The sequence below is a fragment of the Streptomyces sp. NPDC034043 genome, from assembly GCF_055575675.1.
Genome location: NZ_JBVISF010000009.1, coordinates 181,578 through 205,684 on the forward strand (window position 1 = coordinate 181,578; position 24,107 = coordinate 205,684).

Consider the following 24,107-nt stretch of genomic DNA (forward strand, 5'->3'; position numbering starts at 1 on the left):
CAGTGGGCCCGGACTCAAGGACCACGACCAGCTTGGCGGTGTTCATCATGTCCAGGACCTCTCCCTCGTCCCCGGCTTCCTCGTCCCCCGCTTCCGCCCCGGGCGCCTTCGCCGCTTCCTCCTCCGGGGGCTCGCGTCCCGTCTGCTCCTCCACGTGTCCCCCCGGGCGCCCCGTGCCTCCCTTTCCCCCGCTCCGTGTGGGCCGGGCCGGAGGGCGGCTGCGGCGCGCGGTGCGCCGGCGGCGGCGGGTCGCCTCGGCCGGGCTGGCCGTGGTGGCGGCCGCCCTGGCGGTGGGCGGAACGGACGCGCAGGCCTCCCGGGGGGCGCCCGCGGCCGCGCCCGCGGTGAAACCGGCGCCCGCCGCGGTGCGGATGGTGTCGGCGCCCGTGCGCATCACGGACGCCGGGACGGTGCGGCTGCTGCGTGCCGGGGACCGGGTCGACGTGGTCGCGGCGGAGCGCGGCGGGCCGCCCCGGGTGGTGGCGACGGGTGCCCGGGTGACCGAGGTGCCCGCCGCTGAGGCGGGCGTCGGGGACGGTGGCGCGCTGGTGGTGCTGTCCGTGCCCCGGGAGACGGCGCGCGCCCTCGTGGGGGCGGGGGCTGTGGCGCGGCTGGCGGTGGCGCTGTGCTGATTCGCACTGAGGAGCAGTCAAGTCGCCCTGGCGGGGGCGCTGATTGGACACGCCGTGCGGTGACTGCCGTAGCTTTCGGAACCGTTAGCTCCGTCTACAGCAGGCACGAGGAAAGGCTCAGTGGTGAGCGAGAAGAAGAGGGAAAACGTACTGGCGGGCTTCAAGGCCTTCCTGATGCGCGGGAACGTGGTCGACCTGGCGGTGGCCGTGGTCATCGGCGCGGCGTTCACGAACATCGTGAACTCGATCGTCAAGGGGATCATCAGCCCGCTCGTGGGCGCCATCGGCACCAAGAACCTGGATGTCTACACCTCGTGTCTGAAGGCACCTTGTGGGGTCGACGCGAAGGGCGAGCCGACCGGCGTCAACATCATGTGGGGCTCGGTGCTCAACGCGGCGCTCAGCTTCCTGATCACCGCGGCGGTCGTGTACTTCCTGATGGTGCTGCCCATGGCGAAGTACCTCGCCAGGGTGGAAGCGCGCCGCAAGGCCAAGGAGGGCGTGCAGGAAAACATGGAGATCACCGAGCTGGAGGTGCTCAAGGACATCCGCGACGTCCTGGTCTCGCAGCGGAACGGGAACAGCGAGCGCATCACGGCGTCGGGGAGCACTCCGGGAGCGCGCGACACCCTCTGACCGCCGGGGAAGGTCAGATGTGGTGCGGGGGCTTCTCGTCGAGGAAGCGGGCCAAGTCGCCCGTACTCCCGCCGGCGGGCGGCCGCTCGCCCCAGCCCCGGTCGGTGTCGTCCGAGGACTGCTGGTCCAGCGGGTCGTCGAAGACCAGCTTCGGCCTGGGCTTCGGCTTCGTCTCGGGCTTCGCCCCGGCTTCGGGCTTCGGGGACTGCGGGTCGGAGGCTGGGGCGGTGCTCATGCCTCAAGGGTACGGCCGGCCGCGCCCCCTGCCCGGGTCCTCGCCGCCGCTCCGGTCAGCCGGCAGCCTCCGCGCCCTTGCGGGCGCAGCGGCACCAGCAGACCGCCAGACAGGTCGCGCAGGAGCCGGTGACGGCACCCGCCTCCCTCTCCGACTGCTCCAGAGCGGCCGCATGCGCCTGGGCGCCCTGGCCCTCCGCCTGGCGCATGTGCTGCTCGCGGAAGATCACCGGGATCTGCCGGAAGACCGATCCGTTGCCCGGTCCGGAGAAGGCGAAGGCCACCGGGAAGCCCGTGAAGAACGCCCAGAAGCTTCCCTGGTCGCCGCCGGACGGCAGCGCGGGGACCACGACGACCAGGGCCGATGCCACGCCGCCGAAGGACGGCATGGTCGCTCTCGCGCCGATGAACGGTCCGGTCCAGGTCTTGGTCGTGGCGTGGTCGGCCTGCGTCTCGAAGCCGTTCTGGATCTGCAGGGGCAGGCCGGCGGCGAATCCGATGGCGGGCCCGAAGGTGCCGCCGTAGCGCCCGACCAGGAAGGCCACGAGCAGGGCCGGTCGTCGGCGGGCCGGGACGGGCCCGCTCGGGGTACCCGCGGGGCGTCGGCCGCGCGCCTCGCCGGTGGTGGGGGCGGGCCCTGGTGTGCTGGGCGGTATGACGTACGTACCGATGACCGCCCGCAGCCGCGACGAGGGGCACCGGACGGCGACCTCGCTGGAGCTGTTCTTCGACCTCTGCTTCGTCGTGGCCATCGCCCAGGCGGGGGCGCGGCTGGTGCACGCGCTGGCGGAGGGCCATCCGGGGACGGGGGTGATCGGATACGCGTTCGTCTTCTTCGGGGTGTGGTGGGCGTGGATGAACTTCACGTGGTTCGCCTCCGCCTACGACTGCGACGACGTGCCGTACCGGATCGCGACGCTGGTGCAGATCGCCGGTGTGCTCGTCTACGCGGCGGGGGTGAGCCGGGCCTTCGACGGGAACGACTGGACGGTGGCCGTCATCGGCTACCTGATCATGCGGGTGGCGCTGACCGCGCAGTGGCTGCGCGCGGCGGCCGGGGAGAGCGGTGAGGCGCGTGCGACGGCGCTGAAGTACGCGGTCGGCCTGGTCGTCTGTCAGGCGGGCTGGGTGGGGCTGCTGTTCGCCCCGGACGCCGCGAAGCGCTGGCTGTTCCTGGTGATGGTGGTGGCCGAGCTGATGGTGCCGCTGCTGGCGGAGCGCGGGCACCAGACGCCCTGGCACGCCCACCACATCGTGGAGCGATACGGCCTTTTCACCATCATCGTGCTGGGCGAGACCATCGCGGCGAGCACGGTGGCGGTGAAGTCGGCGCTCGACGAGCACGAGGCGCTGGGTGAGCTGCTGCCCATCGCCGCGGGCGGGCTGCTGATCGTCTTCGCGGCGTGGTGGATCTACTTCGCGGCGCCGATGCACGAGCGGCTGGCCTCCAACCGGGAGGCGATTCCGTGGGGCTACGGCCACCTGTTGGTCTTCGCCTCGGGTGCGGCGATCGGTGCGGGCATCGAGGTCGCGGTGGAGCACGCGGTCGGCAAGGCGCACGTCTCGCAGCTCGCCGCGAACGCCGCCGTGACCGTCCCGTCGGCACTGTTCCTGCTGATGGTGTGGCTGCTGCACTCGCGCCACTTCAAGCGCGGTCCCGCCCAGCAGATGGTGCTGCCGGTGTCGGCCCTCGCGCTGCTGGCCTGCACCTGGGCGGGTTCGTACGCGGTCCTCTACGCGGGGCTGGTCGCGACGGCCACGGTGGTGGTCGGCATGACCCTGGCCGTCCGCGGCCGGCAACCCGCCCGTGCCGGGGCCGAAGTCTGAGCGACCGGCCGTCACCCCCACGCCTCCGGACCCGTTCAGCAGCTCAGCAGAACGGCGACAGGAAGAGACAGCCCCCATGACACTCCCTCCTCAACGGCACGGCTCCGGTACCGATCCCGGAGGGGAGCTGGCCGAGCCGGGTTTCTGGCAGCGGCCCCCCGCCCACCGCCTCGCGGCCTTCGCCCGGCTGCGCGCGCTGGACTCCCCGGCGTTCGTCCCCGAGGGGGGCGGCGGCCACTGGGCCCTCGTGCGCCACGCGGACGTGCAGGAGGCGAGCCGGCTGCCGAAGGTGTTCTCCAGCGCCCCCGGGGTCACGACGCCGGAGCCGGCCCGGTGGGTGCGGGCCCTGTTCGGGGACTCCATGGTCAACCTGGACGGCCCGGACCACGCGCAGCTGCGGAAGATCGTGCAGCGGGCGTTCACGCCGCGGCTGCTGGCGGCGGCCGAGGCGGACATCCACGCGGTCGCGGCGCGGATCGTGGACGACGTCCTGGCCGAGCGTCCCGACGAGTTCGTCTCGGCGGTGTCCTCCCGGCTGCCACTGGAGGTCATCTGCAACATGATGGGCATCCCGGAGCGCTACCGCGCCGAGATCGCCGCCCGGGTCGACCACGCCTCCGAGAACATCGGCGTGGAACGCGGCCTGGCCGCCCGGCTGCGGATGCCCGGCCGCGGGCTGCGGGCCCTGGCCCGGATGCAGCGGATGGTCGCGGGCATCGGGCGGGAACGGCGCAAGAACCCGACCGACGACCTGATCTCGGCCTTGGTCCGCGCGAACGTGGACGGTCAGGCGCTCGGCGCCCGCCAGCTGGGTGCCTTCTTCAGCCTGCTGATGGTGGCGGGGGTGGAGACCACCCGTAACGCCATCAGCCACGGGCTGACCCTGCTGACCGACTTCCCCGACCAACGGGAACTGCTGCTCTCGGACTTCGAGAAGTACGCGGACGGCGCGGTGGACGAGATGATCCGGCACTCGACGCCGATCATCCAGTTCCGCCGGACGGTCACCGCCGAACACACGCTGGGCGGCCACCTGTTCCGGCCCGGGGACAAGGTGGTGCTGTACTACGCGTCCGCCAACCGCGACGAGGCGGTCTTCCCCGACCCGGACGCCTTCGACATCACCCGCTCCCCCAACCCGCACCTGGGCTTCGGCGGCGGTGGACCGCACTTCTGCCTGGGCGCCCATCTGGCCCGGGTGGAGATGAAGGCGCTGTTCCGGGAGCTGCTCACCCGGCCGGTGGGGCTGCGCGCGGTGGGACTGCCCGATCTGGCGGGGTCGAACTTCGACAACCGCGTCCGCTCGCTGCGGTTCGCCTTCGAACGCCCCTGACGCAGCAGCGGCCCGGCCACTGCCGTCCGGCGTCACGTACGCGGGGGGGCGCGGCCGCCGGGCAGGCTGGGAGCCCGGCGGCCGCGGTCACGGCGGCCGCCGCAGGCGCGGCGGCGGCTGCCGCGGACAGGGGCCGGCGCGAGAGCCACCGCTGCGACCGGCGCCCCCCGTGCTACCGCCGCTACCGCTGCAGGCTCTGCACCGTGACCACGCAGTGGGCGCTGCTGGTCAGCACCTCCTCGTCGCCGGCGAAGGCCTGGAGGAGCTCCGCGCTCACCGGCTTGCCGGGGACGGCCTCGGGCCAGGCGCGCGTGGCGAACAGGAAGTACGCCTGGCCGCTCTCCTTCGCCGCCGCGACCCACTCGTCCGGAGCGGTGCAGGTGGCGTTCAGCCCGGGCATGGTCAGCGCGATCTGGTTGTCCGCGAGGAGGACCTTCACGTCGAACTTCTGCGGGTTCGCGGTCCCGTCCATGACCACGTCGCCGATGGGCAGCCCCATCTCCTCCAGCAGACCGCGGGCGGCCGCCTCGCCCGCCTCCCGGCCCCCCGGCCCGTCGCCGAGCGTGTAGGCGAGCAGGTACGGGATGTCGTGGCCCTCGGCGGGGTCGCCGATCCAGGCCAGCACGGAAAGGGTGCCGAGCTGGGTGCGGTCGATTTCGGCTTGCGTAGAAGTCATGCGCGCACCCTAATGCTCCGGCGCCCGACCCCTTCACGGCCTTTCACCCGGGCGGGCTAGACCGACCAGAAACCCTCTCCGGAATTCGCCTGCATGTTCGCGTCCCGGTACTGGAGCCGCACGATCTTCTGGTTTTCCGGAATTTCGAACACGACCCACCCTTCGGCCCGCTCACCGACCGCGAGGGAATCGAAGACGAGCGGTTTGCCGGTCGTCAGTTCACCGGTGCGCACCACCGGGTGGCGCTTGCCCGCGCTGTCGTACGCCCACATGCGCCCGAGCGCCCCGTACGAGGCCCCGCCGACGTTGACGAACGACATCGAGGCGGCGACCCACCGCTTGCCCGCGGGCGGCTGGTAGTTCGGCTCGACGCTGACCGCCGGGTCCACGAACGCGGCCAGCACCACCTGGAGGTGGCGGCCCACCTCATGGCCCTGCACCCGTACGGAGTCGCCCACACGGGCGTCCTTCGCGGCGTCGGGCAGCGCCCCCGCCCGGTCCTGGTCGGCGGGGTCCTCGTCGGCGCCGGGCACCCCGTCGTCGACCGGGACGGCGGGTGCCGCGACCGGGGCCGGCGCGGCCCCCCCGGGGGCGCTCTGGCAGGCGGTGGCGGTGAACAGCAGGAGGGGCAGCAGGGCGGCGGCGGCGAGGGCGGAGACGGGCTGGCGCATACGGGAACCCCTTCGGGGATCTTCGGGGCGGGGAATACTCCCGGCCAGTCTCACGCGCCCGAGCGGGGAATTGCACACACCGACACGAGCGCGCGGAGCGAGTCGCCCGCCCATTGCCAGCACAATGCCTTCCGGTGGAATCCCGCCACCCGCACCCACTGGAGGAAAAATGCGTACCCCCGCCCGCCGAACGACCCTCGGGGCCTTCTCCGCCCTGGCCGCGACGGCCCTGTTCACGACCGCCGCCCACGCCACCGTTTTCGACCAGGCGATTTCCGTACGGCCGGAGGCCCATATCGCCGGGGACGGTTCCGTCACCCTTTCCGGGACCTATCGCTGCGAGGTCGCTTCACCCTCGGGGGCGATGCAGATCAAGGCGACCGTCATCCAGGACGGATCCCGCCTGAGCATCGGCGCGGGCGAGGTCGTCTGCGACGGTGCCGAACACGCGTGGGTGGCCGGCAGCCCCCTGACGGGCGGCATCCACCCGGGCCGTGCCACGGCCGTCGCGGAACTCCAGGAGATCCACTTCTCGGGCCTGATGCCGCGCGCCATCGACACGGTCGCGCAGGACAGCAAGGACATCCAAGTCATCGAGGTCATCGGAGACCGGTAGAGAGCAGGCAGGGGCAGGCAGGGAGCGGGGCCGGCGCCGCAGGTGGTCCGGTAGCCGCCGCTACCGGCACTCGGGCACGGCGCCCGTCATCGACATGAACGCGACCGTCCTGCATTCGGGGTCCGTATGCGCCCGCCCGGCCGCCCAGTCGACGGCCGTCCGGCCCCCGGCCGCCAGCAGCAGGACCGCCAGCGCCGCCACGGCGCCGGTGACCGCGCCCCTGGTCAGGCGGCGCACCGTACTCCCTCAGGCGGGGGGAAGCCCCGGATAACCGGCACGTCCCGAAGATCCAGCATCCGTTCCATGGCCGCATCATCACCCCGCCCCCGGCACCCCGCAACCCGGTGTGACCAGTCGGTCACACCGTGCCGCGCGGGGTGCCCCCGGCATCGAACTCGCACCAGACGGCCTTCCCGTCGCCCCGGGACTCCACCCCCCAGTGCGTGGCCAGCGCGTCCACCAGCAGCAGCCCGCGCCCGGTGGTGGCCGCCTCGCCCGGAGTGCGCCTGCGCGGCCACACGCTGGAGCGGTCCTTGACCCACAGCCGGATCCGCCGCACGGGCTCGGGCAGCACCTCCATGGTCAGCACCGCCCCGCCGTCGGTGTGCAGGAGGGCGTTGACCAGCAGCTCCCCCGCCGCCAGCTCGACGTCGTCGGCGAGTTCGGGCATCCCCCAGTCACGCAGGGCCTGCCGCAGGGCGTAGCGGGCCTCGGACAGCCCCTCGGGGTCGGCCTGGTGGACGTACTGGTGGATGCGCGGCGCCCGGTGGGTGCCGGGGTCCGGGGCGCGGCGCAGTACCAGCAGGGCGACGTCGTCCCCGGAGCCCCAGCGTTCCCAGAGCCGGTCGGAGAGGTGGTCGGCGAGGGCTCCGGCGCCCTGGGGGCCGGAGCGGACGGCGTGGGCCAGGGCGTCCATGCCGGCCGTGATGGGGGTGCCCGGTTCCTCCACGAGCCCGTCGGTGCACAGCACGAGCGTCTCGCCGGGCACCAGGTCGAGGCGGGTCTCGGGGAAGTCCTCCTGCTCGAAGACGGAGGCCAGTCCGAGCGGCAGTCCGCCCCGTACGTTGGGCCAGCCGGTACGCCCGTCCGTGTGCCGGATCAGCGGGCCGATGTGGCCCGCGCGGACGGCCCGTACGCCTCCGGTCTCCAGGTCGACCTGGGCGTACATGCAGGTGGCGAAGCGTTCGGTGTCCAGTTCGGCGAGGAAGCGGGAGGCCCGCACGAGCACGGTGGACGGGGGGTGGCCCTCGCCCGCGTAGGCGCGCAGCGCGATGCGCAGCTGGCCCATGATGGCGGCGGCGTGCGTGTCGTGGCCCTGTACGTCGCCGACGACGATGCCGACGCGGTCGCGGGGCAGGGCGATGACGTCGTACCAGTCGCCGCCGACCTCGCGTCCGCTCCACGCGGAGTGGTAGCGGACGGCGATCTCGCCGCCGGTGATCTCGGGGATGCGTCGGGGCAGCATGGCGGCCTGGAGGCCGGTGGCGAATTCGCGTTCCTGGTCGAAGAGGAGCGCCCGCTGGAGGGACTGGGCGACGATGCCGGCCAGGCCCAGGCACAGGTTGCGTTCCTCCGGGCTGAACTCGGTGCGCCGGCGGTAGAAGAGCACGAGTCCGCCGATGGCCTTGGCCTGGGCGATCAGGGGCAGGTAGGCGGCCGCGTCGTAGCGGATGCGGTTCAGGTAGTCGGCGAGCAGCGGGAACTCGCCGGCGAGTTCGGTCAGCGAGGTGACGAAGCGCGCCTGCCTGCTGAGGACGGCCTGCGAGAGCGGCAGTGATCCGTCCAGTCGGGTGAACTTGCGCTCGCTGAGGATCTCCAGGGTTTCCCCGCTCAGCGCGATGATCTTGATGGCGCCGTTCTCGACGAGGCCCAGGGCCAGCCCGTCCGCCCCGAGCCGTTCGAGTGCGCCCGCGCCGGTCAGGGCGGCCGTCACGTCGTCGACGGTCACCGCCCGCGACAGGGCCTCCGTGGTGCGCTGCACGATGGCGGCCTGCTGGGTGCGGGCGTTCTCCAGCTTCCGCAGCACCGTCGCGTGCGCGAGCTCGGCCGTGGCGTCCCGGACGATGCCCGCGATCCGTTCGGGCCGGCCGTTCGCGTCGCGCAGCACCCGGCCCGTGGTGTGGGTCCACTGGTCGCGGCCGTCGCGCCGGCGCACCGTGAAGTACGAGCCGTACGTGGATCCGCCGGACTCCAGCACGCCCGTCACGGTCTCCGAGAGCCGGGCCGCGTCGTCGGACGGGATCCGTGCGCCGAGGCCCGCGGGGGTGTGGTCGAACTCCGCCGCCTCCAGGTCGAAGACGGCCAGGCCTGCCTCGTCCAGGGTGAGGGTGCCCGCGTCCAGGTCCCACTCGAAGCTGCCCATGCCGTTGAGCGCGAGCCGCTCCCCCGGCCCGGTCACCGGGCTTGGAGCACTCCGCTCCGGTCCGTCGCGCTCCGCCGCTGCCACGAGAGACACACCACCTAACGGCCTGGCCAGCACGGCTGGGAGATGAGCCGCTCCCACTCCTCGTCAGGATGCCCCGGAAGGGTCCGTCCGGCCTCCCGCCAGCGCTTGACGAGGGAGAGGTAGATCGAGGGCTGGTCGCCGGCCCCGAAGGGTCCGGGGGACCGCCATCCGTACGGTGTGCCGGCGGCCGTCCGGGGCGGTGTGCCCGCGGTCGCCCGGGCCGACGGCTGCTCCCCGCGGCTGGCCGGGATGCGCACCCAGCCACGGCCTCCCTGTGCTCGCTCCGCGTCCATCGCGGACCCCTCTCAGGTGGATCTCAGCGTAGATACGTCTCCGGTCCCCCGGCGGCTGCCCGGACCGGCCGGGCTGCGCCGGACGCGCCCGGCAGCGGACCCCGCGCGCCGAGGCGCTTGCGGACTCCCTTCACCAGTCTCCCCGCCGTGAACCCCGCACCGTGCACGAATCGCATGGAAGGTCCGAATGAGGGAGCCGTCAGCAGCCCCGCGAAGAACAGCCCCGGCCAGGAGGACTCGAAGCCCGCGCTCACCTCCGGGGTGCCGCTGTCTCCCACGGTGGCCAGCGCGGCCCGCAGGCGCGCGTCGAGCAGTTCCAGCCGGTCCAGCCGCGGGGCGAACCCGGTCGCCGCGATGACGTGGGAGGTGTCCAGTACGACGGACTCCCCGGCCGTCGTGGTCAGCCCGAGCCGGGTACGGCCGCCCACCGCCACGGCCCGGCTCAGCCGGTGTCCCATCAGCGTGGGCACCCGCCGCTCGAAGCGGTCCCGCAGCCACCACGCTCCGGCGGGCCCCAGCGCCGTGGCGGCGATCCGCGCGCGCGTCGGCGCGGGCAGCCGCCGCACCGCCCACGGCAGCTCCGACCACACCCAGCTGTGCCATCCGGTGCCGAGGCCGCTGTGCGGGGCGCGCAGGGCCCGCAGCGGCGGCCGCTCCAGCGGCTGCGGGACGGTGTTCCAGTTCAGCTGGGACCGCCGGGCCACCACGCACGGCCGGGCCCCCGCCTCGGCGAGCAGCGCGGCCGTCTCCAGCGCGGCCTGCCCGGCCCCCAGGACGGCCACCTCGCGCCCGGCGAAGCGGGACAGGTCGTGGTGGTCGCTGCTGTGCGAGTAGTGGCCCGGGGGGAGCTCGGCCAGCGCCGCGGGGTAGCGCGTGAAGGGCATCACCCCGACGGCCAGGGCCACCGTACGGGCGAGCAGCGGCGGCCCGTCGGCGGTGCGGACGAGGAAGCCGTCGCCCTGCGGGGTGACCTCGGTGACGGTGGCCTCCTCCACCTCCGGCAGGCCCGCGTGCCGGGCGAACCAGAGTCCGTACGCGGTGAAGGTGCCGATCGGCAAAGGGCTGCCGTGCTCGGCGGTCAGGCCGCGGGTGGCGCAGTACTCGGCCAGGGTGTAGCGGCCGCCGGGCGCGGCGAGGTTGGAGGACCAGGGCTCCGATTTCAGGTACATGCCCTCGGGCATGTGGTCGCGCCAGGACGCCATGGGCCGGCCCAGCACCCGTACCCCGAGCCCGGCCGCCGCCGCGTGCGCGGCGATCGACAGCCCGTACGGGCCAGCGCCGACCACCACGAGATCGTCCGTCCGCCTCACGGCCACTCCTCCCACCAGATCGTCAACGAGTCACCCGAAAACTCACCCGGCCGCGGTCACGACGCCGCCGGCTCACCGCATCACCACATCGCCGGACCATCGGATCGCCGGACCACCGGATCGCCGGACCACCGGATAGCCGGACCACCACACCGCGTCACATGTCACGGCGTCACCGACCCCCGCTCACCGCGCCACCGGGCCACCCGCCCGGCATCCACCGGGCTGCCGGCCCCCGGCAGGCGATCAGTCAGGCGCGCCGGGTCACCCGCTCACCCCGCACCGCGCCCACGCCGACCGGGTCACCGTCGACCGTGCCGCCCGTCTCACCGCGTCACCAGCTCGTCCGGCTCCGCCGAGGCGCCCGGCGGGGCCTGGCCGGCGGCCGGTTCGGGGGTCTGCGGCCGCAGCTCCGTCCGTTCGCCGCCGCGCTGACGTGGCGTCCGCGCCGCGCGGGCCGTACGCCGCCCCTGCACGGGCACCCTGCGCAGGGCGCCGGCCCCCTTGCCGAAGCCGCGTCCCAGGAAGGCGGCGAGCATCGCCAGGAACGGCCACGGGTCGTCGGAGGCGAACCAGGCCGCCTCCACCCGTCCCCGCTCCCCCCGCGGCAGCACCCGCACCGGGCCGGGCCTCGCGGCCGCCCCCGCACCGGCCGTCCCCGACCCCGGCCCCGGGGCGGGGGTGCGGCGGGGCAGCGAGCGGCCCCGTACGGCGGCCAGCAGGGCGTAGTTCTCCGCGACGAAGACCCGTCCGGGCCCGCCCGTCGCCTCCGGCACCCGCTGGCCCGTCAGGTCGAGGTACATGGCCTGGACCACGTCCAGGCCCGAGTCGTCGGCGAACAGCCTGAACTGCGCGCCGGGGCGCGGATTGAAGTCCACCAGCCGGAAGGTTCCGCACTCGTCGCGGCGGAAGTCGAGGTCCAGGATCCCGTGGTAGCCGAGCCGTTCGGCGAGCCGCAGCGCGGACTCCTCCACCGCCGGGTCCGGCAGCCAGCGCCCCACCGCCGTCAGCCCGGTCCGCACCGGCCAGGACAGCTCCTTGCGGCCCGACCCGGCGAGCAGCAGCCGTCCGCCCCGGGCGAAGGCTCCATGGAAGAACCAGTCGGTGTCCGGCCCCGCGGGCAGGAACCGCTGGAGCAGCAGCCGGCTACCGGCCTCGGCGGAGCGTTCGAACAACCGGCCCGCGTCGGCGGCGGTGTTGAGGAGCGTGGTGCTCCGCAGCCCGGCGCCGGCGGGCAGCAGCCACGGCCGGCTCCACTTCGCCACCACCGGCAGCCCGAGCCGCCAGGCGGCCCGCGCCGCCTCGTCACCGCTCGCCGGGACCACGGTCTCCGGGTGGGGGACGTCCCAGCGGGCGCACAGCCGCGACAGCTCCGCCTTGTCCGCCACCAGGGCGGGCAGGCCGTCGGGCTGATGGGGAATCCGGAAACGGTCCGTCAGCATCGGGGCGAGCCGGGACACGGCGATCGCGCTGATGTCGTCCATGGCCACGAGCACCGCCGGCCGCCCGATCCGCTCCGACACCCCGGCCAGGCACTCCAGCAGCGCCTCGGGCGCCTCCGGGTCCAGTCCGCCGGCAGGACCGGCGTGCACGGCGCGCAGATAGCGCGAACGCCCCACGGGACCTCCCCCTTCCTCGACGACGGCATGGACCTCCACGCCCTTGCGTCCGAGGGATCTGACGGCGCCCAGGGTTCCGTGGTGGAACGGATTCCGATCGAGTCTGAGCAGAACAGCGGGCACATGACCGTCGAACGCGTACATGGGAACGGTGTCTTTCACCTAGTCGGACCAAGCGGAGTGGATGCGCAGCTGCGAATGGCCTACCCGGTGGCCACCGGACAGGGCATTCGTCAGATGTGATGCCTAACGTCTTTTACAAGCACACCGGTTCGCGAAAGCTCGGGAGACGCCATGCCCAGACCACCCCACCGCCTGGTGAGCACCTGCGTCGGTACGGTCACGGCCGGGCTGCTCGCCACCGGCGCCGCCCTCGCGGCCCCCGACGACGACCCGCCCAGGGGGTCCGGCTCCGCCATGGGCGCCTACCTCGGCTACGGGCCGCCCGGGGTTGCCCGGATCCCCTACCTGTCGCACTGGCTGGGCGGCAGGGAGATCCGGGTCGGGCACACCTACCTCCCCGGTGACCAGTGGTCCGGCATCGAGGGCGACGTCGACTTCCTCGCGGACTGGGCCGAGTGGCGCCGGGGCGACGACGACCGGATGTTCGTCCTCAACGTGCCCATGCAGGCCCGCAACGAGGACCGGGTGCCCGACTGGCAGGTGGCCCAGCTGATCCGGGCCGGCGCGGAGGGCCAGTACGACCGGCACTTCCGCAAGCTCGCCGAACGGCTGGTGTCCCTGGGCGCGCAGGACACGGTGATCGTGCTCGGCTGGGAGATGAACGGCACCACGTACACCCACCGCTGCGCGCCGGACCCGCAGAACTGGAAGGCGTACTGGAGGCGCGTCGTCAACGCGATGCGCTCCGTCCCCGGACAGGAGTTCAAGTTCGATTTCGCCCCCAACCGGGGGACGGACGCGATCGGCTGGACCAAGTGCTACCCGGGCGACGACGTGGTCGACGTCATCGGCATGGATTCGTACGACCAGGGTCCGGGACGGACCTTCGAGGAGCACGTCCGCCAGCCGTACGGGCTCCAGCAGCACGTCGACTTCGCGAAAGCACACGGCAAGCAGATCTCGTACCCGGAGTGGGGGCTGTTCCGCAACGGCGACAACGCGGAGTACATCCGGCAGATGCTGAAGTGGATCGACCAGCACGGACCGCTCTACCACACCATCACCGACTACTGTCCGCACGGCGTCTGGCGGTGCAAGGACAACCCGCGGTCGGCGAAGGTCTTCCGTGAGGCGATGGGCGAGCACAAGCCGTCCGAGCCGACGCCCGCGATCCCCACCCCGGCGGTCCCGACGCCGGTCGTCCCCACACCCGTGGTCCCCACGCCCGTGGTCCCCACACCGGTCGTGCCGACCCCGCAGGTCCCGACCCCACAGTTCCCCACACCGGACGTCCCCAGCCCGGACGTCCCCAAGCCCGACGTCACGGTCCCGTCGACCGACCCGGAGCCGTCCCCGGGGGTCTCGGTGCCCGTGCCGCCGGACCCGACGCCGAGCCCCCAGCCCACCCGGCCGCCCGCGCCCAAGCCGGACGTCCCCAAGCCGGAGGTCCCCAAGCCCGAGCCGAAGCCCGAGCCGAAGCCCGAGCCGAAGCCCGAGCCGAAGCCCCAGCCGAAGCCCCAGCCCAACGACAGCAGGGAGTGGTGCCTCCCGCTCACCTTCGGCGACTGGCTGAACTCCATCGTCGGCAACCAGTCGTTCTGCTTCCGCTTCGACTGGGGCGAGGACTCCGGCTTCTGGCCCTTCTAGACGGGTCATCGCACCCGCAGTTCGTTCAGCCGCGCCCGCCAGTCCCGGGCGGCCGGCAGCGCCTCGCGCAGCGCGTCCACCGCCCGCTCGCGCCCCGTGATCTGCGACTCGTGCAGCCGCAGCAGGGGCGCGAGCGCGTGCGTGGCCAGCAGCAGGCGCTGGTTGACCACCGTCTCGGGCCGCCAGTGGTTCTTGTACGGTTCGTTGCCGCGCAAGAAGCTCACCACCGGCCGGCCCTCCGCCAGGGCCCGGCCCGTCTCGTGGCGCAGCAGCAGCGTCGCGACGTCCACCTTGCGCTCGCGCAGGTCCGGATCGGCGCCGTACAGGTAGCCGCCGCTCAGCGCGGCCGACAGCAGCGTGACGTTGGCCGCCACCACCTTGCCGTCCAGCCGGAACTCGGTGAGCCTGCCCTCCCCCGCCCGCACCATCCGCCGGGTGGCCCGGGTCAGGTGCTCGGCGAAACGGGGCCGCAGGTGCTCGGGGGTCACCCCGCGTCCCCGCCACTGCTTCTCGTGGAGCCGCAGCAGGGTGCGTACGGCCTGCGGCACCTCCTGCTCGGTGACCTCGTGCTCCTCGATCCCCGCGGCGTCGGTCTTGCGCAGCTTGGCCCGCACCCGCTGCGCCCCGGAGGCCGGCATCCGCTTGACGAGCTGGTCGAAGGGCAGCGCGGGCAGCTCCATGCAGGTGGAGTCGGGAACCTTGCCGCTCACCCCGGGCCACGCCGCGTACACGGCCTCGGCGGCGCCCCCGGGGCGTACCTCGCGCAGGTCGACGACGGCCGCGCGGGCGGCCCGGTGCAGCCCGTGGGCCAGGGCGGGCACGACCTGGTCGGCGTACTCGGCGGAGACGAGCACGTCGAAGTAGTCGGTGATCGGGCCGCCGAGCGGGACCAGCCGCGGCAGCGGCCGGTGTACGAGCATCAGCGCGGCCGCACCGACCAGTTCCTCGCCGCGCCGGACGAGCAGGACCCGGAGCCGGCCGTCCTTCCCGTACGACAGCCACCAGGAGTGCAGCCAGGCATGGCTCTGGAAGGGGGTGGCGGTGGGGCAGTTCCGGACGAGCCGGTTCCAGGGCTCCTCCAGCGCGGCGAACTGCCGGGAGTCCCGGCACAGCGTCACCGTCAGCGCCCCGGCGGAGCCCCCCGTCATCGCACGGGCTCCTTCTCCTTGGCCTCGGAGTGCTCGCCCTGGGCGGGCAGCGAGGGGTACTCCTCCACCACCGGGCTTCCCTCGCGCTCCTTGCGGCGGGCCGGACGCGCCAGCAGCCACAGCCCGCCGAGGAGACCTCCCGCGCACAGTCCGACGGCGCCGCTGACGGGGGCGGACGGGGAAGCCGGGTCGCTGGGGGCGACGGCCTGGTTGAACAGCAGCAGCTGCACCCCGGTGTTCTTCGCGGCCTGGTTGCTGCTCAGCGAGAGGGCGTCGGCGACGGCGTTGGCGATGTCGGCGGCCTCGGAGGGGCTCGTGGAGGTGCCGGTGATGGCGATCATCGGCGAGTCGGGGGAGGTCTCGGCGCGGACCTGGGTGCGCAGCTGCCGGGCGGCGATGCCGGCGCGGGGCTGGGCGTAGGCGAGGGTGGAGGTGCTGGTCGCGATCCTGCCGTAGGCCTGGGCGAAGCCGAGGGCGGTGGCGGGCTCGGTGGTCTCGTTCGGGACGGCCACGACGTAGCTGGTGGCGGCGTACTCGGGGGCCTTGAGCACCCCGTACGCGCCGCCGGCGGCCAGACCGAGCAGGGCGCAGGCGGGCAGTGGCCACCAGGCGGGCGGCGGCAGCGGGAGCCGGCGCTTCTTCCCGGAGCGGTGGGCGGACTTCTTCTGGTCGGCGGTGTCGGCCATGTGCGGTGCCTTCCTGGGTGGAGGGGGGCGTTCGGTCCCGGCCGGTCCCCCGGCCGGGGTGGGTGGATCGGGGTCAGCCGTTGCCGCCCGGCGCGGCGGCGGGCCCGCCGGGTGTCTGCGGCGCGGGGCCGGGCACGGCCACGGCGGAACCGGCGGCCCGGAGGCCGTCATCGCCGTCCGGCACCGGCGCGCCGTCCAGGACCGGCCCGGCGCCCGGCACCGGCGCGGCGTCCCGCACCGGCCCGCCGTCCCGCCCGCGCCCGGCGTCCCGCCCCGGCGCGGCCAGCGCGAGGTCGTACACGTCCAGCAGCCGGCGGGCGGTGCGCGTGATGTCGTACCGGCGCACCACCGGGGGCGGCGGGAGCCGGCGCGCGCCCGCCTCCATGTGCCCGCGCAGGGCGGCGGCCAGTTCCTCCGTGCCGGTGCCGATCCGCCGGGCCCCCGGGGCCTGCGCGGCGGGGAGGTCGTCGATGGCGGGGCAGGTCACGTGCAGCACGGGCAGCCCGGCGGCCAGCGCCTCGACGACGGCGAGCCCGAACGCCTCCTCCCGCGACGGGGAGACGAAGACGTCCATGGCGGCCAGCAGGGCGGGGATCCCGGGGGTGCGCCCGTCGGGGCTGTCGCCGAGCGGGTCCCGCTCGCCGAGCAGGTGGATCCGGCTCTGGGCGCCCAGTTCGGCGGCGAGCAGCCGCAGCGCGGCCCGCTCGGGGCCGTCCCCGGCCAGCAGCAGGTGAGCGCCGGGAAGTGCCGCGACGGCCCTGACGAGTACGTCGAACCGCTTGCCCGGGACCAGCCGCCCGACCCCGCCCACCACGAAGGCGCGTTCCGGCAGCCCGGTCCGGGTCCGGGCGGCGCGGCGTACGCGCTCGTCGAAGCGGAAGCGGGCGGCCTCGATCCCGTTCGGGACCACGTGCACCCGGGCGGCGGGCACCCCCCACCCCTCCAGCCGGGCGGCGACGGTGTCGGACACGGCGACGGTGGCCGCGCCGAGCCGTTCGCTCGCCAGGTACAGGGCCCGCACCCCGCCGGTCAGCGGCCGGCCCTCGATCTCGCCCTCGCCGAGGGAGTGTTCGGTGGCCACCGTGGCGCGGACCCCGGCGAGCCGGGCCGCGAGGCGCCCGTACACGCAGGCCCGGTACAGGTGGGTGTGGACCAGGTCGTAGCGGCCGCGGCGGACGAACCGCGCCAGCCTGGGCAGTGCGCCCAGGTCGCGGTTGCCGCGCATGCCCAGGTGCACGACCCGGACGCCGTCGGCCCGCAGCCCCTCGGCGACGGCTCCGGGGTTGGTCAGCGTCAGGACGTCGCAGGGCATCGGCATGTGCCGCAGCAGCAAGCGCAGTTGCTGCTCGGCGCCGCCGACGCCGAGCCCGGTGATGATGTGCAGGGCCTTGACGTCCTTCACCGCAGCACCCTCCTGCGCAGCTCCCGTGCCTGGTGCCGCAGCTGCTTGACGCGCAGCCGCGCGGGTCCGTCGGCCTGGCTGACGTGGGTGCGCGGCAGGGCGTGGCGGCCCTCGAGCCGGCCGGGGGAGATCGCGCAGGCGTAGTCGTAGCCGGCCGCGCGGGTGGCTTCGACGACGCGGGCGTCGAGGTGCCCGTACGGGTAGCAGAACCCCTCGGGCAGCGTGCCGGTGAGTTCGCGCAGCAGGTCGCGGCTGCCGCGCAGCTCCTGCTGGAGGACGTCGTCGGGGGCGGCGGTGAGGTCCTGGTGGAGCAGGCCGTGCGAGCCGATCTCCTGTCCCGCGGCGGCGGCTTCGCGGATCTGCTCGGCGGTGAGCAGCGGCTTGCGGGGGCCGAGCGGGTCCCACACGTTGTCGACGCCGAGCCGTCCCGGCAGCACGAACAGGGTGGCCGTGCAGTCGTAGCTGCGCAGCAGGGGCAGGGCGCGGGTCAGGAAGTCGGTGTAGCCGTCGTCGAAGGTGAGCCCGACGAGCCCGCGGCCGCGTCCGGCGGCGCGGGCGCGCAGCAGCTCGCCGACACCGACGCCGCGCAGCTTCCGGGCGCGCAGCCACAGCAGCTGGGTCTCCAGGGCGGCCGGGGTGACGGTGATCCCGTACGGGTCCTCGGCGGGGTCGGTGAACTCGGCGACCGAGTGGTACATCAGGACCCACGGGGATGTGCCCCGGCGGGCGGGGTCCGTCACGGCGGCGGCCGTGTCGGTGTCAGCGGACATTGCGGAACCTCTGGGTGAGCCGGGTGATCCGGGCGGCGGTGTGGGAGCCGAGCTGGGCGAGCTGGCCGGGCAGGGCGGTGATCTCCAGCGCCCGTATGGCCATTCCGGTGGCTCCGAACATGGCGGGGACGAGCAGGCAGCCGAGTGCGGCGCTGAGCAGCGGGTCGGCGATCATCGGGCCGGCGAGCCAGCCGGTGCCGCAGGCGGCGGCGGCCGCGACGGTGAGGCGGCCGATGCTGACGGCGACCCGGCGGACCTGGATGGCGATGATGCGGGAGCCGAGGCCGGTGAGGAGCAGGGCGGCGGTGGTGGAGATGCCGGCGGCGTTGGCGGCGGCGATGCCGTGGGTGCCCCACCAGCGGACGGCGAGGGCTCCGGCGACGATGTTGACGAGGAGTCCGGTGCCCATCGCGAGCGCGGGGAACCAGATGGGCCGGGTGGTGGAGAAGAAGGGCCGGGACAGGGCGCCGACGAGGCAGTGGCCGAGCAGGCCGATGCCGTAGACCCGCATGGCGGAGGCGGTGGCGAGGGTGTCCTGGTGGGTGAAGGCCCCGCGTTCGAAGAGGACGTGGATGATCTGCGGGGCGTAGCCGATGACGAGGGCGGTGCCCATGAGGACGGCGAGGGAGGCCAGGGCGAGGTCCTGTTCGACCCTGCGGCGGGCCTTCTCGCGTTCCCCGCCGGCCATGGCCTGGGCGACCACGGGGAAGGTGACGGTGCAGATCATCAGGGACAGCACCATCGGCATCTGCGCGACCTTCTGCGCGTAGTTGAGGTGTGAGATGGCGCCGGGCGGCAGGGAGGCGGCGAGGAAGCGTTCGACGAGTACCTGGGACTGCCGGAACACCGCGAAGAAGATCACGGGGGCGATGACGCCGAAGGCGATGAGGGTGGGCCGGTCGCGGGCGCGCTGGCTGCGCGGGGCGCCCTTGGCGCGGCTGGGGGCGAAGCCCACGTTGCGGATGAAGGCGGGGAGCTGGACGAGGACCATCAGCGCTCCGCCGGCGGCGACCCCGGCGGCGGCGGCCCGCACCCCCCACAGGGCGTGGAGGGCGATCATGGTGCCGATGATCCCGACGTTGTACGAGACGTAGATCGCGGCGGGCGGCAGGAACGAGCGGTGGGCGCGCAGGGCGGCGCTGAAGTACCCGGCGATGCCGAAGGTGACGACGGTGAGGGCGGTCATGCGGGTGCACTGGACGGCGAGTCCGGGGTCGGGCAGGCCGGGTGCGAGGACGGCGACGACGAGCGGCGCGGCCACGACGAGCACGGAGGCCACGGCGGCGAGGAACACGACGAGCCGGGGCAGGGTCGCCCCGACGAGGAGCCGTACGGGGTCGGCGGCGCGGGCCTCCATGCGGGTGAGCCCGGCCCGGCTGGCGGCCCGGCGGGCGAGGGCGTGGCTGAAGGCGGGCACCATCAGCAGGGCCATGGCGTCCTCGATGAGGAGGGTCGAGGCCATCTCGGGCACGGTCCAGGCGATCAGGAAGGCGTCGCTGTCGTGCCCGGCTCCGAAGAGGTGGGCGATGGTCTGGTCCCGTACGAGTCCGAACACGGCTCCGGCCGCGGTCAGTCCGGCGGTGACGGCGGCGGCCTTGGCGAGGAACCGTCCGAGGGGAGCGCCGTTCCCGGGTCCGTCCTGGCGCCGCCCCGCTGCCGCGTCCGGGCCGCCGGAGCCGGGCCGGCCGCCCGTCACCGCTGCGGCGGCCCGGCGCGTCCGCCCGCCCGCAGGGCCGCCCGCACCGGTCACACCGGCGCCGCTGACCCCGGCGCCGCCCTGGCCGGGGGCCGGGTCCGGGTCGGGCCGGGTGCGGCCCCACCCGGCCGGTGGTGCGGCCGCGGCGGTGCCCGGGGCAGCCGTGGAGCCCGCGGCCGCGGCGACTTCGGTCGCCGCGGCCGCGGGCCGCCGCCAGGGCGTCGTGTCGGTCACCGGGCGGCCGGCCCCTCGACGGCCCGCGGGCCGGGCCCGGCGACGGGGCCGTCCGCGCGTGCCCCGGAGGGCAGGGCCCACCACGCCGCGAGTCCGATGATCACGCCGGTCAGCACGGTCGACGGGCCGCCGATGTCCGCGTACAGGAAGTCGGTCAGCTGCCACACGAGCAGCCCGGTCGCGATCAGCCCGCAGTCCCGGACCGTGCGGTCGCCCCCCACCGCGCACCGCCGCAGCCCCGCGACCAGGAGCGCGGCCCAGCCGCCCGCCAGCGCGAGCAGCCCGGTCAGACCCTGTTCGCTGAGGATGAGGAGGTACATGTTGTGCGGGGACAGCAGCGGCTGCTTGATGAAGGCCTGTCCGGCGCCCGCGGTGTGGCTGCCGGAGGACAGTCCGAGCGAGGAGTGTCCGTCGCGGTGCGCGGGGAAGCCCTTGAGGCCCACCCCCACCGCGGGGCGTTCCCGCCACATGGACTCGGCGGCGGCCCACATCGTGTACCGGTCGGTCACCGACTGGTCGGGGGCGCTGGACACCTGGGTGATCGAGGTCAGCCGCTCCGCGACCATCTCGGAGCCGACTCCGAGCCCGCCGACGAGGACCACGCCCAGCGCGGACAGCGCCACCAGCACCCGCAGGGCCCGCCGGATCCCGGCCATGGCCATCACCAGCACCGCCGCGCCGAGGGTGGCGATCCAGGCGCCCCGGCTGAAGGACAGCACCAGCGGCAGGACCAGTGCCAGGGCGCAGCCCCCGGCGATCCGGCGGACCCGCCGGGGCAGTCCGGGGGCGAGCGCGGCGGCGGTGGCGACGACCAGCCCGTACGCGACGACGGTGGCCATGCCCATCACGTCGCCGGGGCCGAAGGTGCCCACGGCGCGGACGTCCTCGCCCTGGTACGAGGCCCCGGTGTGGGTGGCGTACTGCACGACCCCGACCGCTCCCTGGACCAGCGCCAGCACGACGAAGCACCCGGCGGTGATCCGGAACTCCCGGGCGTCGCGCACCAGCAGCACCACGGCCGCCGGGACCAGGACGAAGACCTGGAGGTAGCGCACGAACCCGGGCAGGGCGGCGTACGGGTCCCCGGCGGTCACCGTGGCGACCGCGAGCCCGACGCCCGGGGCGCCGAGCACGAGGACGCCGAGCGGGGTCAGGGTCCGCACCCGGCCGCGCAGGGCCTGGACGGCGCAGACGAGGACGAGCAGCAGGGAGGCGGCGTCGGCGGGGCCGACCTTCCCGGAGGCGGTCGCGTCGCCGGCGGGGAGCGGGGCGAGGAGGAAGAGGACCGTCGCGGCGAGCGGCAGCAGCGGCCAGTGCCGGCGCAGCGGGCCGGTGTCGAGGGGGCGGGGGGGAGCGGACGCGGCGAGGCTCATGCTCAGCTCCCTCCCAGCCGGAAGCGGAAGAAGGAGGCCGCGGTGCGGGCCAGGATCCACAGGTCCTGCCACAGCGACCACGTGTCGATGTAGTGGTTGTCGAAGCGGGCCCGGTCCTCGATGGAGGTGTCGCCGCGCAGCCCGTTGATCTGGGCGAGTCCGGTGATGCCGACGGGCATCCGGTGGCGGGCCTCGTAGCCGGGGTGGACGGTGCTGAACTTGGCGACGAAGAAGGGCCGTTCGGGGCGCGGGCCGACCAGGCTCATGTCACCCCGTACGACGTTCCACAGCTGCGGCAGCTCGTCCAGCGAGGACTTGCGCAGGAAGGAGCCGACCGGGCTCATCCGGCGGTCCCCGGCGACGGTCCAGCGGGTGGCGGACTCGTGTTCGTCGGCGCGCAGGGTGCGGAACTTGAGCAGGGTGAAGGGCCGTCCGTAGAGGCCGACCCGCTCCTGCCGGAAGATCACCCCCGGTCCGTCGGAGAGCCGTACGGCGAGGGCGCAGGCACCCATCACGGGGGCGGCGGCGAGCAGCGCGAGGGCCGCGAGGCAGGAGTCGACGGCCCGCTTCACGGCCCGTTCCAGCGGCCGGGAGGGGCGTGGCAGCAGCGGCTGTACGGCGTACCCCCACAGCTGGTCGGCGGGCTGCGCGACGCGCATGCCGGTGACCTTGGCGGTTCCGGCCGGGTCGGCGAGCCAGAGCCGGCAGCCGTGGTCGTGGAAGAGCCGGACGAGGGAGGCGGTGCGTTCGTCGGCCTCCGGGGGACGGGTGAAGACGGCGTGCCGGACGGAGTTCTGGATGACGGCGCGCCGGATGTCCTCGTGGGTGGTGAGTACGGGGAGCGGGCCGCCGCCGTCGCCGCCGGCGGGGGCGGCGGTGTCGGCGATCCCGACGGGGCGCAGTCCGTATTCGGGGCGGCTGTGCAGGGCGGCGGTGATGGCGCCGGTGCCCTCGCCGGTGCCGACGACGAGCGCCGAGACGGGCCTCCGTACGGCGGCGCGGCGGCGGAGCTGGTTGACGAATCCGCGTCCGGCGCAGGCGAGTACGACCTGGACGCAGACGGCGCCGAGCAGCACGCCCCAGTCGAGGGCGCGTTGCGGTGCGACGGCGGCGAGCACGGCGCCGGCCCCGCACCAGAGCACGGCGGCCCGTCCGGCCAGCGCGGGCGCGTCGCGCAGCGCGGAGGGGGCGAGGCGGGGCCGGTACAGCCCGGCCTGCGCGTGCAGGGCGGTGAGCAGGGCGGCGGCGGGCAGCGCGGCCTCGGGGGGCACGGTGCCGGCGGGCAGGGCGGTCGCGGTGACGGCGGCGGCCAGCGCGTCGGCGGTGAGCAGCGCGGCGACGGTGTCGCGGCGGCGGGCCCGCTGGGGCCGGACGGCGGCGCGGGCCCGGTCGGCGCGGGGCCCGCGCGGGGGGTGGATGGCGGTCACGGCACGGCGGGTTTCGGCGGGAGCCGCGGGGGCGAAGGCGCTGCCGCCGGCGTGCCCCGTGCCGCCCTGCCCGGTGTGCCGGGCGGGTGCGCTGTCCATCGTCATCGGCTGATGCGCTCCTGGTTCAAGGGCCGGGGCCTGCCCAGCAGTTCGTGGTACAGGCCGGTGACCGCGTCCGAGGTCCGCCGCACGTCGAACTCCGTCCGGGCGTGCTGCTGGGCCTGCTCCCCGAGTTCGGTGAGCAGCCGCGGTTCGGCGAGCAGCCGTCCCAGGGCCTTGGCCAGCGCCGTCGGGTCCTCCGGCGGCACCAGACAGAGCCGTCCCTGGCCGGACGGCAGGCTTTCCCGGGCACCGCTGACGTCGGAGACCAGGACCGGGCGGCCACAGGCCATGGCTTCGAGCGGGGCGAGCGCCATGCCTTCCCACCGCGACGGCAGTACAACGAGATCGGCGGCGCGAAGCCACGGTCGGATGTCCGCGACGGCTCCGGCGAAGTGGACGCCGGGGGGTGCGGTGCGGCGCAGCCGCTCGGCGTCGGGGCCGTCGCCGACGAGGGCGAGGCGGGCGCCGGGGACGGTGCCCAGCACCTCCGGCCAGGCCTGGAGCAGGATGTCCTGGCCCTTCTGGGGGCAGAGCCGGCCGACGCAGACGGCGAGCGGCCCCTCGTCGGGCAGCCGGAGTGCGGCCCGGGCCTCGGCGCGGCCCCCGTCGGGCCCGCGGGGCGGGCGGAAGTGGGCGAGGTCGACGCCGTTGCGGATCACCGACCAGCGGGCGGTGATGCCTTCGGACGCGCCGGCGCGGCGTTCGGCTTCGCTGACGCAGAGCACCCGGTCGGCCCAGCGTGCGCCGGCCCGTTCCCAGCGCAGCGCGAGGGCGGCGGTGGCGCCGCCGACGGCGTCGAAGGACCAGGCGTGGGGCTGGAACACGGTCGGCACGGAGCCGCGTACGGCGAGCCGTGCGGCGAGACCCGCCTTGGCGCTGTGGGCGTGCAGGAGGTCGGGGCGCAGGGTGCGGATCAGCCGGGCGGCGCCGAGGACTTCGACGGGCAGCGCGGGGCCGGGGGCGCGCCCGGCGCGCCAGGCGTGCACCTCGGCGCCGGCGTCGCGGGCGTCGTCGGTGAGCCGGCCGCCGCGCGGACAGCCGACGAGGACGCGCAGTCCCGCGGCGGTCTGCGCCCGTACGAGGTCGGTGACGACGCGGGCGACGCCCCCGTCGACGGGCTGGACGAGGTGGAGGACGGTGAAGGAGGAACCGGAACCGGCTGGTGACGGGCCCGGCGAGGGGTTTTTACGCACGGGGAGTGGTCTC

General features: G+C 74.6%; 22 protein-coding genes. 6 read left to right on the forward strand and 16 right to left on the reverse strand.

Going from position 1 to position 24,107, the window contains the following annotated elements:
* Nucleotides 1-197 precede the first annotated feature (197 nt).
* Together ACZ51S_RS22400 and mscL are read left to right on the forward strand one after the other, a co-directional pair.
* Nucleotides 198-632 carry a hypothetical protein gene (locus ACZ51S_RS22400; protein ID WP_468961789.1) on the forward strand — a complete coding sequence of 145 codons (435 nt, stop codon included), beginning with the start codon at nucleotides 198-200 and terminating at the stop codon, nucleotides 630-632.
* 123 nt (nucleotides 633-755) lie between these two features.
* Nucleotides 756-1,268: a large conductance mechanosensitive channel protein MscL gene (gene mscL / locus ACZ51S_RS22405; protein ID WP_468476682.1), complete on the forward strand. Its 513-nt coding sequence runs from the start codon at nucleotides 756-758 to the stop codon at nucleotides 1,266-1,268.
* 13 nt (nucleotides 1,269-1,281) lie between these two features.
* On the opposite strand, the gene ACZ51S_RS22410 is transcribed toward mscL, so the two are convergent.
* Nucleotides 1,282-1,503: a hypothetical protein gene (locus ACZ51S_RS22410; RefSeq protein WP_388939324.1), complete on the reverse strand. Its 222-nt coding sequence runs from the start codon at nucleotides 1,501-1,503 to the stop codon at nucleotides 1,282-1,284.
* Between the two features lie 55 nt (nucleotides 1,504-1,558).
* Nucleotides 1,559-2,047 carry a hypothetical protein gene (locus ACZ51S_RS22415; protein WP_468961791.1) on the reverse strand — a complete coding sequence of 163 codons (489 nt, stop codon included), beginning with the start codon at nucleotides 2,045-2,047 and terminating at the stop codon, nucleotides 1,559-1,561.
* 109 nt (nucleotides 2,048-2,156) lie between these two features.
* Here ACZ51S_RS22415 and ACZ51S_RS22420 point away from each other — a divergent pair, with 109 nt between their 5' ends.
* Nucleotides 2,157-3,329 (forward strand): low temperature requirement protein A, encoded by a 1,173-nt coding sequence (locus ACZ51S_RS22420; RefSeq protein ID WP_468803590.1) that lies wholly within the window; start codon nucleotides 2,157-2,159, stop codon nucleotides 3,327-3,329.
* Between the two features lie 76 nt (nucleotides 3,330-3,405).
* A complete protein-coding gene (locus tag ACZ51S_RS22425; protein ID WP_468476685.1) occupies nucleotides 3,406-4,662 on the forward strand; it encodes a cytochrome P450 in 1,257 nt (418 codons plus the stop codon).
* Between the two features lie 181 nt (nucleotides 4,663-4,843).
* On the opposite strand, the gene ACZ51S_RS22430 is transcribed toward ACZ51S_RS22425, so the two are convergent.
* Together ACZ51S_RS22430 and ACZ51S_RS22435 are read right to left on the reverse strand one after the other, a co-directional pair.
* Nucleotides 4,844-5,338: a DUF5949 family protein gene (locus ACZ51S_RS22430; RefSeq protein ID WP_468476686.1), complete on the reverse strand. Its 495-nt coding sequence runs from the start codon at nucleotides 5,336-5,338 to the stop codon at nucleotides 4,844-4,846.
* A 56-nt stretch (nucleotides 5,339-5,394) separates the two neighbouring features.
* Nucleotides 5,395-6,009 carry a DUF4352 domain-containing protein gene (locus ACZ51S_RS22435; protein WP_468961793.1) on the reverse strand — a complete coding sequence of 205 codons (615 nt, stop codon included), beginning with the start codon at nucleotides 6,007-6,009 and terminating at the stop codon, nucleotides 5,395-5,397.
* Nucleotides 6,010-6,178: 169 nt separating this feature from the next.
* On the opposite strand from ACZ51S_RS22435, the gene ACZ51S_RS22440 reads away from it, so the two are divergent.
* Nucleotides 6,179-6,625, forward strand: a complete 447-nt coding sequence (locus tag ACZ51S_RS22440; RefSeq protein ID WP_468803588.1) for a DUF6299 family protein — start codon at nucleotides 6,179-6,181, stop codon at nucleotides 6,623-6,625.
* 60 nt (nucleotides 6,626-6,685) lie between these two features.
* Here the strand turns inward: ACZ51S_RS22440 and ACZ51S_RS22445 are convergent, their stop codons facing one another.
* From ACZ51S_RS22445 to ACZ51S_RS22460, 4 genes are all read right to left on the reverse strand, one after another.
* Nucleotides 6,686-6,862 (reverse strand): hypothetical protein, encoded by a 177-nt coding sequence (locus ACZ51S_RS22445; protein WP_388939335.1) that lies wholly within the window; start codon nucleotides 6,860-6,862, stop codon nucleotides 6,686-6,688.
* Nucleotides 6,863-6,983: 121 nt separating this feature from the next.
* Nucleotides 6,984-9,071, reverse strand: coding sequence for a SpoIIE family protein phosphatase (locus tag ACZ51S_RS22450; RefSeq protein WP_468476725.1), 2,088 nt, complete (start codon nucleotides 9,069-9,071; stop codon nucleotides 6,984-6,986).
* 316 nt (nucleotides 9,072-9,387) lie between these two features.
* Nucleotides 9,388-10,674, reverse strand: coding sequence for an NAD(P)-binding domain-containing protein (locus ACZ51S_RS22455; RefSeq protein WP_468803587.1), 1,287 nt, complete (start codon nucleotides 10,672-10,674; stop codon nucleotides 9,388-9,390).
* 326 nt (nucleotides 10,675-11,000) lie between these two features.
* Nucleotides 11,001-12,293, reverse strand: a complete 1,293-nt coding sequence (locus ACZ51S_RS22460) for a carboxylate--amine ligase (protein WP_468961795.1) — start codon at nucleotides 12,291-12,293, stop codon at nucleotides 11,001-11,003.
* Between the two features lie 294 nt (nucleotides 12,294-12,587).
* On the opposite strand from ACZ51S_RS22460, the gene ACZ51S_RS22465 reads away from it, so the two are divergent.
* Nucleotides 12,588-14,063 carry a glycoside hydrolase family 26 protein gene (locus ACZ51S_RS22465; RefSeq protein WP_468961797.1) on the forward strand — a complete coding sequence of 492 codons (1,476 nt, stop codon included), beginning with the start codon at nucleotides 12,588-12,590 and terminating at the stop codon, nucleotides 14,061-14,063.
* Between the two features lie 5 nt (nucleotides 14,064-14,068).
* Here ACZ51S_RS22465 and ACZ51S_RS22470 read toward each other — a convergent pair whose 3' ends face one another.
* From ACZ51S_RS22470 to ACZ51S_RS22505, 8 genes are all read right to left on the reverse strand, one after another.
* The gene (locus ACZ51S_RS22470) at nucleotides 14,069-15,211 is read right to left on the reverse strand and encodes a GNAT family N-acetyltransferase (protein WP_468476692.1); all 1,143 of its coding nucleotides are present in this window, start codon (nucleotides 15,209-15,211) and stop codon (nucleotides 14,069-14,071) included.
* On the reverse strand, nucleotides 15,208-15,897 hold the full coding sequence (locus tag ACZ51S_RS22475) for a YveK family protein (RefSeq protein WP_468803583.1): 690 nt from the start codon (nucleotides 15,895-15,897) through the stop codon (nucleotides 15,208-15,210). Before ACZ51S_RS22475 ends, ACZ51S_RS22470 begins: the two co-directional genes overlap by 4 nt.
* Nucleotides 15,898-15,970: 73 nt before the next feature.
* Nucleotides 15,971-17,299, reverse strand: a complete 1,329-nt coding sequence (locus ACZ51S_RS22480; protein WP_468886350.1) for a glycosyltransferase — start codon at nucleotides 17,297-17,299, stop codon at nucleotides 15,971-15,973.
* Nucleotides 17,296-18,069: a polysaccharide deacetylase family protein gene (locus ACZ51S_RS22485; protein WP_468476695.1), complete on the reverse strand. Its 774-nt coding sequence runs from the start codon at nucleotides 18,067-18,069 to the stop codon at nucleotides 17,296-17,298. Before ACZ51S_RS22485 ends, ACZ51S_RS22480 begins: the two co-directional genes overlap by 4 nt.
* Complete coding sequence (gene murJ / locus ACZ51S_RS22490; protein WP_468803618.1) at nucleotides 18,059-19,819, reverse strand: murein biosynthesis integral membrane protein MurJ; 1,761 nt, start codon at nucleotides 19,817-19,819, stop codon at nucleotides 18,059-18,061. The genes ACZ51S_RS22485 and murJ overlap by 11 nt, the downstream gene beginning before the upstream one ends.
* A gap of 176 nt (nucleotides 19,820-19,995) precedes the next feature.
* Nucleotides 19,996-21,372, reverse strand: coding sequence for an O-antigen ligase family protein (locus tag ACZ51S_RS22495; protein ID WP_468476696.1), 1,377 nt, complete (start codon nucleotides 21,370-21,372; stop codon nucleotides 19,996-19,998).
* Between the two features lie 2 nt (nucleotides 21,373-21,374).
* Nucleotides 21,375-22,904, reverse strand: a complete 1,530-nt coding sequence (locus ACZ51S_RS22500; protein ID WP_468476697.1) for an exopolysaccharide biosynthesis polyprenyl glycosylphosphotransferase — start codon at nucleotides 22,902-22,904, stop codon at nucleotides 21,375-21,377.
* The gene (locus tag ACZ51S_RS22505) at nucleotides 22,901-24,094 is read right to left on the reverse strand and encodes a glycosyltransferase (protein WP_468476698.1); all 1,194 of its coding nucleotides are present in this window, start codon (nucleotides 24,092-24,094) and stop codon (nucleotides 22,901-22,903) included. Before ACZ51S_RS22505 ends, ACZ51S_RS22500 begins: the two co-directional genes overlap by 4 nt.
* Nucleotides 24,095-24,107: the final 13 nt, after the last annotated feature.